This is a genomic window from Acinetobacter populi (assembly GCF_002174125.1).
In the GTDB taxonomy this organism is placed as follows: domain Bacteria; phylum Pseudomonadota; class Gammaproteobacteria; order Pseudomonadales; family Moraxellaceae; genus Acinetobacter; species Acinetobacter populi.
Map to the genome: position 1 here is coordinate 30,637 of NZ_NEXX01000008.1, position 15,878 is coordinate 46,514.

The window sequence follows — 15,878 nt, forward strand, 5'->3', positions numbered from 1 at the left end:
ACATGCCGTCTTTACAGTTCATCTTTTACAGAAAACAGGCCTGTAGAAAGATAGCGATCGCCACGATCACAAATGATACAAACAATCACGGCATCGGGATTTTGTTTTGCCACTTGCAATGCGGCCCATACTGCACCACCGGATGAGGTTCCGGCACAGATGCCTTCATGACGGGCGAGTTGGCGCATGGTCACTTCGGCATCTTTTTGATCAATATCCATCACCTGATCGACACGGGACGGATCAAAAATTGTTGGAAGATATTCTTTGGGCCAGCGGCGAATCCCGGCAATGCTCGAACCTTCGGAAGGTTGTAAACCAATAATCTGAATATCTGGATTTTTTTCTTTTAGATATTTAGATACCCCCATAATGGTCCCTGTGGTTCCCATCGAACTGACAAAATGGGTGATTTTCCCCTCTGTTTGTTCCCAGATTTCTGGTCCTGTGGTGAGGTAATGCGCTTCCGAATTATCCTGATTACCAAACTGGTTTAACACCAGTCCAAGACCGTCAGCCTGCATCTGTAAAGCCAGATCACGGGCACCTTCCATGCCCTGTTCCTTAGTGACTTCAATCAACTCTGCGCCATATGCCAACATCGCGTCTTTACGTTCTTGACTCATATTGTCCGGCATGATCAATTTCATGCGGTAACCACGCATTGCTGCCACCATTGCCAAAGCAATACCTGTATTACCACTGGTGGCTTCGATCAAGGTATCGCCGGGTTTAATCTGACCACGGCGTTCAGCCTGTATAATCATATTATATGCGGGACGATCTTTGACAGAACCAGCCGGATTATTCCCTTCCAACTTTGCCAATACCGTCGCCGAACATTGATTTAAACGCTGTAATCGCACCAACGGTGTTTTACCGACGTAATAATCAAGGGTGTATTGCTCGTTTTGAAAAGGATATGTATTACTCATTTTTGGCTCTTAATTGTTGCCGATCTGAAAAGTTTGTCTATTGTAGAGAAAAACGCCCCGTACTGCATCAATCCGCTTAGAAATTTATACCCACATCTGCAATAGATTTTGCTTGATCAAGTGAAATACGTGCTAGTATTCTCACATTTATTGCTTCTATGATGTTGATATTGCACCATGCAACGACAATCTGAAACCTTCTGGCATCGCTTTAAAATAACAAATGCTTATGGGCAATTGATTGCACTTATTTTTGTGCCGATCATGATTTTGGCATGTACAGGTGCAATTCTGGTGTTAAAAGAAACCTCTCGCTCGATTCAAGCCCAGCAGGTTTCAGCAGCGTCAGCCATCTTAACCCGTTATCATAAGACCTCTTCTACCTTACTGGATTTAATTCAACATCATCCAAATCAATACCCGCAAGCGCAAGCCATTTTGCAGTATATTTTGAATGAACCCGATCTGATGCGCGCAGCTTTGGTTGATATGCATGACAACACCCGTCTTTATGTGGGCTATAAACACCATCTGCCTTGGCCGCAATTTCCGATTACTAGCAATGTCTTCGGTCCAATCCATATTAATGATGGCAATATTTATGGTATGCGCATCGGCTATAGTGAAGATGGCCCCATCTGGTTACTGATCGAACTGAATAATCAGTCACTGACTATTGCTCGCTATCGGGTATGGCTAGCACTGAGTATTACCGGATTATTAACCTTATTATTACTCTTATTATGTCTTAATTTTTATTCCCGTCGCTGGATTGCCCCGATGTACGAAATCCGTCTGCAATTGCAGCGTATGAACGCGGACAATCTGGGCAAACCTTTTCAGACCAAAAGTTCGGGTGAACTGGGATTATTGCAAAAAGACATCGCCAAACTCTTAAAACGTTTGCATTTTAGTTTTCTGGAATTAAAAGAACATACCGAACAGACAGAAGATGATTTACGCAAAACACTAGATACGTTGGAAGTCCAGAACATTACTTATAAACAGGCACGCGATCAGGCCATTTCTTCCAATCAAGCCAAATCCGTATTTTTGGCAAACATCAGTCATGAACTACGCACACCACTGAATAGCATTGATGGTTTTATTCATTTGATGTTGCGGCGTGGTCATTTGAATGATGAAAATCTGATGTATGTGCAAACCATTCGTAAATCTTCAGCCCATCTTCTGGCATTGATCAATGATGTACTGGATTTCTCCAAAATTGATGCAGGTAAGCTGGAACTAGAAGTTGCACAGTTTAATCTGGAAGAAGCCATTTTTGATGTCATGGACATGCTCTCCCCACTTGCCTGTGAAAAACGCATCGACATGGCCATTTATTATGATGAAGCTTTGCCCATCTCGGTACTTGGCGATGTCTTGCGCTTTAAGCAAATTCTGACCAATCTGGTCTCAAATGCCATCAAATTCACTCCGGAAGGTGACATTATTGTACGTACTCGTCTGGAACAGGATGAATTTAACCGTATTACTGTGCATTGTAGCGTTCAGGACAGCGGCATCGGTTTAAGTGGCACAGATCGTAAAAAATTATTTGCCTCATTCTCACAAGGTGATACTTCCGTTACACGCCAATTTGGTGGTACAGGTCTGGGGCTTGCCATCTCCAAACAGCTGGTGCATTTAATGCATGGACAAATTGGTTTTGAAGATAATCAGGAACGTAACCCGACCGAAAAAGGCGCAACCTTCTGGTTTACTGCACAACTGGAATTGCCACAGGAACAACCGCTCCAGCTACAAGATCTCTCACAATTCCATATCCTAAGCTATATTTCCCATCCTGCCACAGCCAATATTCTCAAGCATTATCTGGAAGGATATGGTGCGCAACATAGTGAAGCAGGTTCTATTCTGGACTTATTTAGCCGGATTAAACAATTCAATCAATATGATGAAAAAGGCTGGGTATTTGTCGATCATTCAGGCGATACCGAAGCATTGCTACAGGAATTACGCAGTCGTTATAGTGGCAATCTCGCGATTTATGGCTATCAAATGTTGCTAGATCCAAGCCTATTGCAGAAATATCATGCCATTGCACTGAATCAACCGATTAGCCGCAGCAATCTGTTAAAGATTTTCTATTCCGATCAGAATAAAACCTATGTCGAACCCTTTGATGGTCGCGGCTTACATGTGCTTGCCGTTGATGATCATTTACCTAATCTGATTGTACTGGAAGCCTTGCTGAATGAGCTCAATATCGAAGTTACGACAGCCATTAGCGGACAAATGGCATTAAATCGTATTCAGGAATGTGTCGATCATAATTTACCGCTCTATGATCTTATTTTTATGGATATCCAAATGCCGGTAATGTCTGGAATAGAAACCACACAAGCCATTCGTGCATTGGAATATTCTCTTGAACGGCATACGACCTTACCAATCATTGCCCTGACTGCACATGCTATGGCAGATGAAAAAGAAAAATTATTAAAAGCTGGGATGAATGACTATGTCACAAAACCGATTCAACTTGAACAACTCATCCAGATCTTCACCACATGGACCAATGTTAATCAAAAAGAATACCGTCTCGAACATGAGCCAACAACGCAAGTGGTTGCAATAGACACCAATGAACATGACATGATTTTAGACTGGAAGAAGAGTATAGAACTCTCGGCCAATAAAGTAGATCTGGCAAAAGACCTGTTAAAAATGTTGATCAAAAGTTTTGACAAAGAACAACAAGAAATGCAACAACTGATTGATGATGAAGATTTCCCGCAACTTGAACACAATCTACATCGCCTGTATGGCGCAAGTCGGTATATTGGTGTGCCCAAACTACAGGAAATTTCGGGCGAATTTGAACAATTTGTTTCACAACTTCGTAAACAGAAAAAAGTTGCTGATGACATATTTATCGAACAAGTCGCACAGCGTTTTGCCCTATTACTGGAAGCCATGGAACAAATTAAACTGGCAGCACAACCTTATCTTTCCGAGGACTAAATCAAGGAACAAAAGAACTGGAGCAATAAAAGCAGACCATGAACCATGCGTCAGATTTCATGATTTCCTTGATATCCAGACATGCTATGCTGATTCATCATTCAAAAATCATAATGATTTGATGGAGGCATGATGTCAATCGTTACCGTGAATATTCAAGACAATGGAATTGCAATCGTATCATTAAACCGACCAGAAAAACGCAATGCCATGAGCTTTGCCTTACTGCGGCAACTGATCAAAACAGCACAACAACTGAAAAAAAATAAAAAAGTACGTTGTGTCATTCTCACTGGAAACAATCAGATCTTTAGTTCAGGCATCGATTTAAGCGACCTGAATAATCCCAAGAATAGCGCCTATGCAGTTTGGGAATTAGTAAAGCCGGGACAAAGTCTATTTCAGAAGGCATTTTTGGTCTGGCAGGATTTACCTGTACCGGTGATTGCCGCAATTGAAGGCTATTGTTTTGGTGCAGGCATGCAGTTGGCACTTGCAGCCGATATACGCATTAGTCATCCCGATACCAAAATGTCAATCATGGAAAGCCGTTGGGGACTGGTGCCAGATATGGGACTTACCCGTTCATTAAAAGGTTTGATTGCACTGGATCTGGCCAAGGAATTGACCATGACCGCCCGAATTTTTGATGGACAATATGCCAAAGACATTGGACTGGTCACTCATATCAACCCGCAGCCCTTACAACAGGCACAAACTTTGGCAGAAGAATTACTGCAACGCTCGCCAGATGCCTTACTTGCAGCAAAACGAGTATTACAGGCCATGGAACATCAACCGCAAAAATCCCTGCGTCTTGAAAAAATCTGGCAATTACGTCTGCTACTAGGTAAAAACAGCCAACTGGCACGTAAAAAAGATAAACAACCAGATACCACTTTTTTACCTCGACAATATCGTGGCTAATTTTTACCTCATGATCTTGACTCAATCACTTTAAGTGATGTTTTTTATGGCATTATTAAGTGATTAAATCAAAGTGAAATCACGCATGAATACAGATAAAGCAATTGCATTTTTGGGTATGGGCCTGATGGGCAGTCGCATGAGCAAGCGGTTGATTGATGTTGGCTTTAAGGTAGCAGTGTGGAATCGTACAGCCAGTGCTTGCGAACCGATCATTGCCTATGGGGCAGAAGCGCTGGAACTGAAGAATATCGGACAATATCCAATTGTCATGTTGTGTCTTGCTGATGATACCGCGGTCACGACCGTGGTGGAACACATTCTGCCCGACCTGCAAGAAAATCAGATCTGTATTGATTTTTCCAGTTTATCAGTTTCTGCAACCACACAACTGGCAAAAAAAGTATCAGAAAAACAGGTCAACTGGATTGATTCCCCTGTCTCAGGTGGCATTGCAGGGGCAGAACAAGGCACGCTGGTGATCTTTGCTGGAGGTGATGCCAAACTTATTCAAGCATTACATCCTGTATATGCTCCTCTTGCACAGCGAGTCACCTGTATGGGCGCTACTGGAACGGGACAAGCCACCAAAATCTGTAATCAGTTAATTGTTGCTGCCAGCAGCACCCTCATTGCCGAAGCTGTGGCACTGGCACAAAATGCTGGTGTCGATGCTAATCTGCTCGCACCTGCACTGGCCGGCGGTTTTGCAGACTCAAAACCCTTTCAAATCTTATCACCGCGTATGGCCAGCCAAAATTTTGAACCGGTACAGTGGAAAGTACAAACGCTCAGTAAAGACCTCAACAATGCGGTTAATCTGGCAGATCAAGTAGGTTTGAACTTGCCTATGGCAGCGCATGCCCTAAGCCAGTTACAACAACACCAACAACAAGGATTTGCCGAAAAAGATCTTTCTACGTTAATCTTAAGTATCAAAAGTACGATCTAGCGTTTATGATATTGTATTGCTGCAATAAAATAATTCATAAATGCTTAGGGAAAATCTCATGTTAAATCTCGCTGTCAATCTTTCAATGATCTTTACCGAAGTTCCACTGATTGAGCGTTTTGCACTGGCAAAACAGCAAGGCTTTCATGCAGTAGAAATTCAATTTCCTTATGAATTAAGCATTGAGCAAATCCAGCAACAACTTGATCAGCATGATCTTGATCTGGTCCTGATTAATGTTCCGGCTGGTGATCTGATGCAAGGCGGCAATGGTCTAGCGGGAATTCCCGGTAAAGAAATCGAATTTGCCCTTGCGGTCAAACATGCCATGGAATATGCATCTAGCCTAAAAGTACCTACAGTTAATATTCTGGCAGGTAAACAACCGCTAGATGCAGATTTGCTGCCATGTCTACAAACCCTAGCGGAAAATTTAAAATTCGCTTGTGATGCCTTTCAGGATGAAAATATCACCCCAGCCATCGAAATGATCAACGATATCGATATGCCAAGGTTTTTGATTCAAAATCTTGCTCAAGGTCAAGAGATGCTGGAAGTGGTCAATCATCCTGCACTTAAGCTGCAATACGATTGTTATCATATGGCAATGATGGGAGAAAATGTACTCGAAGGTTTACAGGAAAATATCCAGCATATTGCCCATATTCAATTTGCGGATTATCCAAACCGACATGAACCCTCCACTGGCAGAATCAATTATCCTAAAATTTTTGACTGGATTCAGCAAAGTACCTATCTGGGATATTGTGCAGCAGAATACAAACCTAGCCAGCACTCTCAGGATAGTTTTGACTGGTTAAAGAGTTATATCTAAACCACTATTTTTAACACAATAGAATATGCCAATAAAAAAACGCTACGAGCACAAGAAGCACGTAGCGTTTTCTTATTCTAACTTGTTTGTGAATAACTCAGCAGTTATCCACAATACAGTTATGTATAAGCTGAACTTATCATCATCCTGCTTGTTCACGGCGTCGATATGCAATCGACGAAATCACCGCCCAGACGATAAAGACGATACCAATCAAGCCTGTGACCACTTCCGGAACATGTAAACCAGTACCACTACCCAGCATAATGATTGCCAGCGCACCAATTGCATAATGTGCACCATGCTCAAGATAGATATAGGCATCCAGCGTACCTTTATCAACCAGATAGATGGTCATGGAACGCACAAACATCGCACCAATTGCCAGACCCAACATGATGATCACCACATCATTGGTAATCGCAAAAGCGCCGATTACACCATCAAAGCTGAATGAGGCATCCAACACTTCCAGATAAATAAAACCACCTACACCGCCTTTCATTACCGCTTTGGCAACTTCGGCATTGCCTTGTGCTGCGGTCGGTTCATCACTGTCTTCATCTGCATTCTTTTGTGAACCTTCCAGTAGATGTCCAAGTACTTGTACCCCGACATAAACCACAATGCCCCATATTCCTGCCATAGTGACCACCAGACGATCTGCCTCAGCAACATTTGCAGCCATTACCAATAAAGCAATCAAGGCAATAAATACGGAAATTGCAGGAACACTACCAAAATGTGCCGAAGTTTTTTCCAGCCATTTAAACCAGTGGGTATCTTTTTCATCATCAAACATAAAGTTTAAAAACACCAACAACAGGAACATACCACCAAAGGCTGCAATTTCAGCATGATGTGCCATCAACCGCTCAGAATACTGTTTAGGATCATTCAGCGCCAGCTTGGCCACTTCAATCATGCCCATATCTGCCGTTACAGCAACAATTAACAGTGGAAAAATCAAACGCATACCAAAAACTGCAACCAGAATACCGACAGTCAAAAACAGCATTTTCCAGAATGGATCCCAGTTTTTAAGCACCGATGCATTGACTACCGCATTATCAAACGATAATGACACCTCCATCACCGCCAAAATCCCGGTAATCAGTAATGCTTTAAACATGGTCGATAGACCAGCATCTAAACCGTGGGTATAGCCCCAATATGCCGAAAGTCCAAGACAGACAATGGTAAAGACAATTGAAAAACGAAAATGTTTCATTGCGTTTTAACCTATGAATAATTTATCAATTAAATTTGTTTGCATGATACACGTCATACTCCATTCAATCTAATGATTTCAGTTTCATTGGTTATTCCCGCGACAGCTCTACAATAAAATGATGCGATACAAGCACCGCACCGATAAAAATAAGAGACAAATGTAAATGTGTGTGCGGATGAAACAATACTGTCCATTCACTTACACATTTGCCAGCCAGTCCTTTAATAATTTCTCTGCTGCAACAACCAAGTCTTTACCATAACGCACGTTTTCCTCACGTAATGCCAAAATATCAATCTTGGCATGATTCAGTTCGCAGCAATGCCCGATCAGCCACTGTTCAAAGTTTGCCGGATTCAATTCCACATGAAATTGTAAAGCCAATATTTTGCGTCCAATCGCAAAAGCCTGCTGTTTATAATAAATTGAACTGGCAAGATGTCGTGCCTGATCAGGTAAGTCAAAGGTATCACCATGCCAATGCAGTACATATACTCCATCCAGATATTTTAAGGGACTGGCAAAGCCTGCATCGCTTAAATTCAACCGGCTAAAACCAATTTCCTTATAGTGCCCACCGAAAACTTTTGCACCACATGCAGCAGCAATTAATTGTGCCCCTAAACAAATCCCCAAAGTTGCAAAATCTTTGGCAATACGTTGCTTTAAACCCTCAATTTCGTCCTGAAGATAGGGATAGATATCTGTTTCATAAACACCTATTGGGCCACCTAAAACAATCAGAATTGCCGGATCAAGATAAATCTCTGTAGGAATATTCACACCGGCATGAAAATAACGAATTTCAAATCCCAATTGTTGAAACACCTGTTCAAAACTACCTAAATCTTCAAATGCCAAATGTTGAATGACATTGATATATTGTGTACTCATTCTTCTCCCCTGATTTCAAATCGTTGTGCCAACCAGACGGTATGTCCGGCACAGTTTGCATCTTCTGCGACCCTATTAATCACTTCAAAACCATAATGATTAAGTAATCCCTCATATTCATCTGGCGCCAGACTGGCGTGATATAAAGCATCGCCAAACATATCCCCAATTGCTTCACCATGCGAAGTACCACTGGTGAACATCAATACCGTACCGACCTTGGCATGTCTGGCAAAACGACCAAACATTGTTTCCTGATCAGCCGGTGTTAAATGGAAAAAACTGTCCCATGCCAGTATGCCATCAAATGTTTGATGTAATTCAATACTTCGCATATCCTGATGCAGCCAGATATGCTGAGGAAAGTTTTGCTGTGCCATCTCAATCATACATTCGGCACTGTCTATGCCAGTAAGATTGTGCCCTTGAGCAATCAAATACGTACCAAGAGTTGTTGCAGCACCACAGCCCAAATCAAGAATACTCGCCCGTTTGGGTAATAAAGCAAGGAACTTGTCTAACCAGTCTTTTTCATATAAAAATTTGCCACGCAATGCTGTCCATGCAGGGCCATGTTTACGATAAATCTCGATGATATTTTTCGCTAAATGTTCCTGATCGGCTAAACCTTTTGACATTGCTATTTATCCTTTGCTGTTGCTGAAAGCATTCGGTTGATCGCATCATGACACTATTAGACCTTCGCTTAAATATAGACGAAATCCCCCACAATTACATCGATTTCTCGTATAATCGCTACTGCTAGCTATCTGCCCGCACAAGAGATTTTTTTAATATGACGACGATTATCAAACAAGATGATTTGATCACTTCGATCAAAGATGCCCTGCAATTTATTTCCTATTACCATCCGCAAGATTTTATTCAAGCCATGAGCCGTGCTTATGACCGTGAACAAAATCAGGCGGCAAAAGATGCCATTGCACAAATCCTCATTAACTCTCGTATGTGTGCAGAGGGCCACCGCCCAATCTGTCAGGATACAGGTATTGTCAATGTTTTTCTCGAAGTTGGACTGGATGTAAAATTCGATTTAACCATGAGTCTGGACGATGCCGTCAATGAAGGTGTACGTCAGGGTTATCTGGAAAACTCCAATGTTCTACGTGCTTCGGTTCTTGCCGATCCTGCATTTGGCCGTAAAAACACCAAAGACAATACCCCTGCTGTCATTCACTATAAACTTGTGCCGGGGAATAAAGTCGATATTACCGTTGCAGCAAAAGGTGGCGGCTCAGAAAACAAGTCTAAACTTGCCATGCTTAATCCATCAGATTCGATTGTCGACTGGGTATTAAAAACTGTCCCAACCATGGGTGCTGGCTGGTGTCCACCGGGTATGCTGGGTATCGGAATTGGTGGTACCGCAGAAAAAGCCATGATGCTTGCCAAAGAAGCATTAATGGAAGAACTCGATATGGATGAATTACTCCGTCGTGGTCCACAAAACAAGATTGAAGAACTGCGTATCGAAATTTTTGAAAAAGTGAATGCACTGGGTATTGGCGCACAAGGTCTTGGCGGCTTAACCACAGTACTGGATATCAAAATCAAGGATTATCCTTGTCATGCAGCTGGTAAACCGGTTGGCATGATTCCAAACTGTGCTGCAACACGCCATGCTCACTTCCAGTTAGATGGTTCAGGTGTTGCACATATTCAAGCACCAAAACTTGAAGACTATCCATCCGTGACTTGGGATGTTTCCAGCGCCAAACGTGTGAATTTAGACACCATTACCCAAGAAGAAATGAACTCATGGCAACCGGGCGATACCTTATTGCTTAGCGGTACCATGTATACCGGCCGTGATGCAGCGCATAAACGCATGGTCGATATGATTGATAAAGGTGAAGAATTACCAGTTGATCTTAAAGGTAAATTCATCTATTACGTCGGTCCGGTCGATCCGGTCGGTGATGAAGTCGTAGGGCCAGCTGGACCGACAACTGCGACACGTATGGATAAATTCACCCGTAAAGTCTTGGAACATACAGGTTTATTTGGCATGATCGGTAAGGCAGATCGTGGCCCAACTGCGGTTGAGGCGATCAAGGACAATAAAGCCACTTATCTGATGGCCGTTGGTGGTGCAGCTTATCTGGTTTCTAAAGCAGTACGTGAAGCCGAAGTAGTGGCTTTTGCTGATCTTGGTATGGAAGCCATCTATAAATTTGTGGTAGAAGATATGCCGGTTTCTGTTGCCGTCGATGTCAATGGTACTTCCATTCACGCCATTGCACCTAAAATCTGGCAAGAAAAAATCGCAAGAATTGCTGTGGTGGATGCAGCATCGGTTTAAGCCTGTTTTCTTGAAGATAAAGCACAATTTCGATTGTGCTTTTCTTTTTTATGGCGCTTGCATCCGATAACGCATCTACCAAGTCAGCGGATTCCATAATTTAAATGGCTTTTGCAAAACTGGTTGGGCTTTATCGGATAATTGCGTTTTACTGACCGACTGCAATGTACTGCCATGAATACTTTCCGTTAAGAATGTATTTTTCAGATCATCATATTTGACAAAACTTAGACCTGGTGTTTTCAGTTGTGTAGTGCGTATTTCCTGTAAACCCTGTTTGGTTGGCATTTGCATCAATGGTCCGACATGCAATAAGTTTAGTGCCGGATCAGGCGACCCTCTAAAGGACTGTTCTTCATATTTCAAATAATAGGTCTTTCCTGCCTCTACAGAAAAATCGGCAACTTTAGGTTTCTGAAAATGAATGACACCTAATGGTCGGCTGGTGGTCAACCGATAACTTCCCGCTGGCAACTCCATCCAGTAGTAATGATTATTCAATAAACTGGGAATGCGTTCACCATTGAGAAAAAAATTGGGGGCAATGATTTCCTGTTGATTCCAGCGACTGTTCAACCGATAAAAATATACCAGTGCCGAATCCGGATGCTGAATATTTACCGGCTGAAAAAGCTGTCCGGGCGTCTGGTTTACCCAGGCACCGACAGAAAATTTACCCACATGATATTGCTGCATAAAGCCAGGTTCTTTACGCATATCGACTGACGCCAAAGTCGAGTGATTTTCAACTTTTTCCTTGACTGTGTCTTTATGTTTAAACCAGCCTGACCATAGACTTTTTTGCTGATCGCCTGTTGTGGCACAGCCAGTAAATGCTGTACAGCAGATTAAAATCATTAAATAACGCATGACATCCCTCAAAGCGTTGCTATTTTTCTAGCGTATTTTTATTCCCACAATCAATGTGGATTGGTTAGAGATTAACATTTCATTAATAATTTGCAAATAAAAAACGCATGAACGGATCATGCGTTTTCTTACTCAATCAATATTATGCAGATTGTTGATTGTTTACAATTTTCAAATCTGCATGTTTATCATCATGTTGAGCGTCGGTTTGTGGCAATCGCTCGGCACCTAGCAATGGTGCAGCATGTTCTGTAATCACCTTTTCGGTAATGGTAACCTGACCAATATCTTTTTTGCTTGGCAAATCGTACATGGTATCCAGTAGGATATTTTCCAGAATCGAACGCAAACCACGTGCGCCGGTTTTACGTTCAAGGGCTTTTTTCGCCACTGCACGTAATGCTTCAGGTTCGAAGACCAGATCAACATCTTCCATCTCAAACAGATATTGATATTGGCGAGTCAGAGCATTTTTTGGTTCAGTTAAAATCTGTACCAATGCTTCTTCATCCAGTTCTTCCAGTGTAGCAATCACTGGTAAACGACCGATAAACTCTGGAATTAAACCGAACTTGATCAGATCTTCTGGTTCAACTTCACGGAACAACTCACCCAATTTCTTGGCTTCGTCTTTTTTCTTCACTTCCGCAGTAAAACCGATCCCGCCTTTTTCATGGCGTTGCTGTACAATTTTTTCCAGACCGGAGAATGCACCACCACAAATAAACAGAATATTTGAAGTATCGACCTGAATAAATTCCTGTTGTGGATGTTTACGACCACCTTGTGGCGGAATCGATGCGACGGTACCTTCAATCATTTTCAATAATGCTTGCTGTACACCTTCACCCGATACATCTCGTGTAATGGATGGATTTTCCGACTTGCGGGTGATCTTATCAATTTCGTCAATGTAGATAATGCCCTTTTGTGCCTTATCAACATCGTAATCAGCTTTTTGTAAAAGTTTCTGGACAATATTTTCTACATCTTCACCCACATAACCGGCTTCGGTCAAAGTGGTGGCATCCGCCATGGCAAAAGGTACATCCAGCAAGCGTGCCAGTGTTTGTGCAAGCAGGGTTTTACCAGAACCGGTCGGTCCAATCAGCAAAATATTACTTTTTGCCAGTTCAATACCATCTTTGGACTTTGAACCATGCGCAAGTTTTAATCGCTTATAATGGTTATATACAGCAACGGATAATGTTTTTTTTGCCCAGTCTTGACCAATCACATACTGATCCAGTGCCTCACGAATTTCATGTGGCTTTGGTAACGGACGTGCTGCCCAATCACCGGATTCGACTTGCTGGCTGGTTTGTACCAGATCTAAACAGACATCGACACATTCGTTACAGATATATGCATCTTCACCAGCAATCAGCTTACCGACCTCAGATTGAGTTTTACCGCAAAAAGAACAACATTTCTGTCCTTTGGTTGGTTCGGACATAGATACTCCAAATCTTGATAATTAAGGGTTATGGACGTTTTGACAAAACGTGATCCACAAGACCATATTCTTTGGCAGCCTGTGCAGTCAGGAAGTTATCACGATCGGTATCTCGTGCCACTGTTTCATAATCCTGACCACTATGTTGTGCCATCAATCGGTTCAATCGTTCTTTGATAAACAAAATTTCACGTGCATGAATTTCGATATCTGATGCCTGTCCACGGAATCCACCCAAAGGTTGATGGATCATCACTCGGGCATTTTCCAAACAGTAACGCTTACCTGGTGCGCCTGCATTTAACAGAAAAGCTCCCATTGAAGCGGCCTGTCCCATACAATAGGTCACTACATCCGGCTTGATAAACTGCATGGTATCATAAATTGCCATACCCGCTGTCACGGAACCGCCCGGTGAATTGATATAAACATGGATATCTTTATCTGGATTCTCTGCTTCCAGAAACAACATTTGCGCAACAATTAAATTTGCCATGTTGTCTTCAACTTCGCCACTGAGAAAAATGACTCGCTCGCGTAATAAACGGGAGAAAATATCAAATGAACGTTCACCACGGGAAGATTGCTCAACAACGACTGGAACTAAGGCATTTTGAATTTCTGGAATCAACATGAGTGTATTATTTCCTTAGAATTATTAACAGATGACTACAATAGTCCATCAAACCACATCCGGCTAATTAGTCTTGCAATATAACTTTGAATAGATTGATCAGCAAGCGTAGAACAACAATATTCATGAAAAAACATGAACGATGTAGCATTTTCTCAACATAAAAAAAGGTGCAATTGCTGCACCTCTTTCTTTTCAACGCAGAATTAACGCTGTTGACGTGCTTGCTGTTCTTTCAACAAATCTTGATAAGTCACTTCTTTTTCAATGACTTTTGCCGCATCAAGGATATGATCAACCACTTGATCTTCTAGTACCACAGCTTCGATTTGCGCACGTTGTTGCTTGTCGTTACTGAAGTATTCAATCACTTCTTGTGGATCTTCATAAGAAGAAGCCATATCTTCAATATACGCTTTTACACGTTCTTGATCTGCTTCAAGTTTTGCATCTTGCAAGACTTTAGACACCAGCACACCCAGTTTTACTGATTTTTCAGCTTGTTCCTTGAACAATTCGTCCGGTAACACACTTGAATCAAATGCTTTGGCACCTTGTGCACCAAACTGTTGGGTAAATTGTTGAACCATTTGTTGACGTTGACGATCAATTTCCTGAGCAACCATTGCAGCTGGTACTTCAATCTCATTGGCTGCAACAAGCGCATCAAATGCGGCCTGTTTCACTTGATTACGCAGACCATTTTTCACTTCACGTTCCATATTTTTACGAACGTCAGCTTTTAACTTCTCTACGCCATCTTCCTCGGAGATACCAAAGATTTGTAAGAATTCGGCATCAATTTCAGGCAATTGTGCTTTTTCAACTTTTTTAACAGTGATTTTGAATTGCGCTTGTTTACCTGCAAGATTCTCGGCTTGATAGTCTTCCGGGAAAGTTACATCAATCACTTTCTCTTCGCCTTTTTTCATGCCGATAATGCCGTCTTCAAAGCCCGGAATCATACGACCAGAACCTAAGACAAGACTAAAATCCTGTGCAGAACCACCTTCAAAAGTTTCACCGTCAATTGAACCTTCAAAGTCGAAAGTCACTTGCATGTCTTTTTTCGCCATGCCTTTGGTTTCTACCCATGTTTGACGCTGTTTTTGCAGGTTTTCAAGCATAACATCAACGTCGGCATCGGTAATCGCTGTGGTTTGACGTTCGATTTCAAGATCGCCAAAACCTTTCACGTCTACTTCAGGATAGATTTCAACAGTTGCTTCATAAACTAAAGCATCCTCTTTATTTTCAACTTTTTCGATATTTGGCATACCGACAGCATTGATTTTTTCTTGCTGAATTGCTTCAAAAACTGTATCACGAATAATATCGTTGACCACTTCCTGATAGATACCGGCACCATATTCACGGCGCACAACGTTCAATGGTACTTTACCTGGACGGAAGCCATTGATCTTTACAGTTTTGGCAGTGCGTTTTAAACGAGCTTCAAATTGCTCATTAATACGGCTCGTCGGTACAGACACATTTAAACGACGGGCAACGCCCGAAACCGCTTCAGTCGTTACTTGCATGGCTTCCTCTATATATGTTCAAAAAGTTAGTATTAATAAAAAAGTGCCACATTATATGCCAACATCGCAAGATATACAAAATTTGCTTAAATTTCCTTGCAAAATTTTATTGCGATCATGCTTTGTTTATAAAAGATCATGGTATTTTGTCATACTCTTTTTATTCGCCATATAGAGTTTTCTATTGATATTCAGATATTTATTATTTTGGTTCATCATCGTAACAACACAGGAAAAATTTAATTCAACCCTAACCTTTTACTATATATAAATTCCCCTGTTTGGC

At 41.8% G+C, this 15,878-nt stretch carries 13 protein-coding genes; 5 read left to right on the forward strand and 8 right to left on the reverse strand.

What is annotated here, in order from left to right; translation table 11 throughout:
- Positions 1–11 precede the first annotated feature (11 nt).
- Positions 12–935 (reverse strand): cysteine synthase CysM, encoded by a 924-nt coding sequence (cysM, locus tag CAP51_RS16670; RefSeq protein ID WP_087621890.1) that lies wholly within the window; start codon positions 933–935, stop codon positions 12–14.
- A 177-nt stretch (positions 936–1,112) separates the two neighbouring features.
- On the opposite strand from cysM, the gene CAP51_RS16675 reads away from it, so the two are divergent.
- The 4 genes from CAP51_RS16675 (at position 1,113) to CAP51_RS16690 (ending at position 6,640) form a co-directional block, all read left to right on the forward strand.
- Positions 1,113–3,926 (forward strand): response regulator, encoded by a 2,814-nt coding sequence (locus CAP51_RS16675; protein ID WP_087621891.1) that lies wholly within the window; start codon positions 1,113–1,115, stop codon positions 3,924–3,926.
- A gap of 132 nt (positions 3,927–4,058) precedes the next feature.
- Positions 4,059–4,853: a crotonase/enoyl-CoA hydratase family protein gene (locus CAP51_RS16680; RefSeq protein ID WP_087621892.1), complete on the forward strand. Its 795-nt coding sequence runs from the start codon at positions 4,059–4,061 to the stop codon at positions 4,851–4,853.
- A gap of 85 nt (positions 4,854–4,938) precedes the next feature.
- Entirely contained in the window at positions 4,939–5,805 is an 867-nt protein-coding gene (locus CAP51_RS16685) for an NAD(P)-dependent oxidoreductase (protein WP_087621893.1), read from the forward strand.
- 58 nt (positions 5,806–5,863) lie between these two features.
- Positions 5,864–6,640: a hydroxypyruvate isomerase family protein gene (locus tag CAP51_RS16690; protein WP_087621894.1), complete on the forward strand. Its 777-nt coding sequence runs from the start codon at positions 5,864–5,866 to the stop codon at positions 6,638–6,640.
- A gap of 142 nt (positions 6,641–6,782) precedes the next feature.
- On the opposite strand, the gene CAP51_RS16695 is transcribed toward CAP51_RS16690, so the two are convergent.
- The 3 genes from CAP51_RS16695 to CAP51_RS16705 form a co-directional block, all read right to left on the reverse strand.
- The gene (locus tag CAP51_RS16695) at positions 6,783–7,871 is read right to left on the reverse strand and encodes a DUF475 domain-containing protein (RefSeq protein WP_087621895.1); all 1,089 of its coding nucleotides are present in this window, start codon (positions 7,869–7,871) and stop codon (positions 6,783–6,785) included.
- A gap of 201 nt (positions 7,872–8,072) precedes the next feature.
- A complete protein-coding gene (locus CAP51_RS16700; protein ID WP_087621896.1) occupies positions 8,073–8,768 on the reverse strand; it encodes a glutamine amidotransferase in 696 nt (231 codons plus the stop codon).
- Positions 8,765–9,406, reverse strand: a complete 642-nt coding sequence (locus CAP51_RS16705) for a class I SAM-dependent methyltransferase (RefSeq protein ID WP_087621897.1) — start codon at positions 9,404–9,406, stop codon at positions 8,765–8,767. Before CAP51_RS16705 ends, CAP51_RS16700 begins: the two co-directional genes overlap by 4 nt.
- 158 nt (positions 9,407–9,564) lie before the next feature.
- Between CAP51_RS16705 and CAP51_RS16710 the strand changes: the two genes are divergently transcribed.
- A complete protein-coding gene (locus CAP51_RS16710) occupies positions 9,565–11,091 on the forward strand; it encodes a fumarate hydratase (protein WP_087621898.1) in 1,527 nt (508 codons plus the stop codon).
- 75 nt (positions 11,092–11,166) lie between these two features.
- On the opposite strand, the gene CAP51_RS16715 is transcribed toward CAP51_RS16710, so the two are convergent.
- The 4 genes from CAP51_RS16715 to tig form a co-directional block, all read right to left on the reverse strand.
- Positions 11,167–11,961, reverse strand: a complete 795-nt coding sequence (locus CAP51_RS16715; RefSeq protein ID WP_087621899.1) for a DUF2846 domain-containing protein — start codon at positions 11,959–11,961, stop codon at positions 11,167–11,169.
- A 142-nt stretch (positions 11,962–12,103) separates the two neighbouring features.
- Positions 12,104–13,417 carry an ATP-dependent protease ATP-binding subunit ClpX gene (clpX, locus tag CAP51_RS16720; protein ID WP_087621900.1) on the reverse strand — a complete coding sequence of 438 codons (1,314 nt, stop codon included), beginning with the start codon at positions 13,415–13,417 and terminating at the stop codon, positions 12,104–12,106.
- A gap of 28 nt (positions 13,418–13,445) precedes the next feature.
- Positions 13,446–14,051: an ATP-dependent Clp endopeptidase proteolytic subunit ClpP gene (gene clpP, locus CAP51_RS16725; protein WP_087621901.1), complete on the reverse strand. Its 606-nt coding sequence runs from the start codon at positions 14,049–14,051 to the stop codon at positions 13,446–13,448.
- 206 nt (positions 14,052–14,257) lie between these two features.
- On the reverse strand, positions 14,258–15,592 hold the full coding sequence (gene tig, locus CAP51_RS16730; RefSeq protein ID WP_087621902.1) for a trigger factor: 1,335 nt from the start codon (positions 15,590–15,592) through the stop codon (positions 14,258–14,260).
- Positions 15,593–15,878 lie beyond the last annotated feature (286 nt).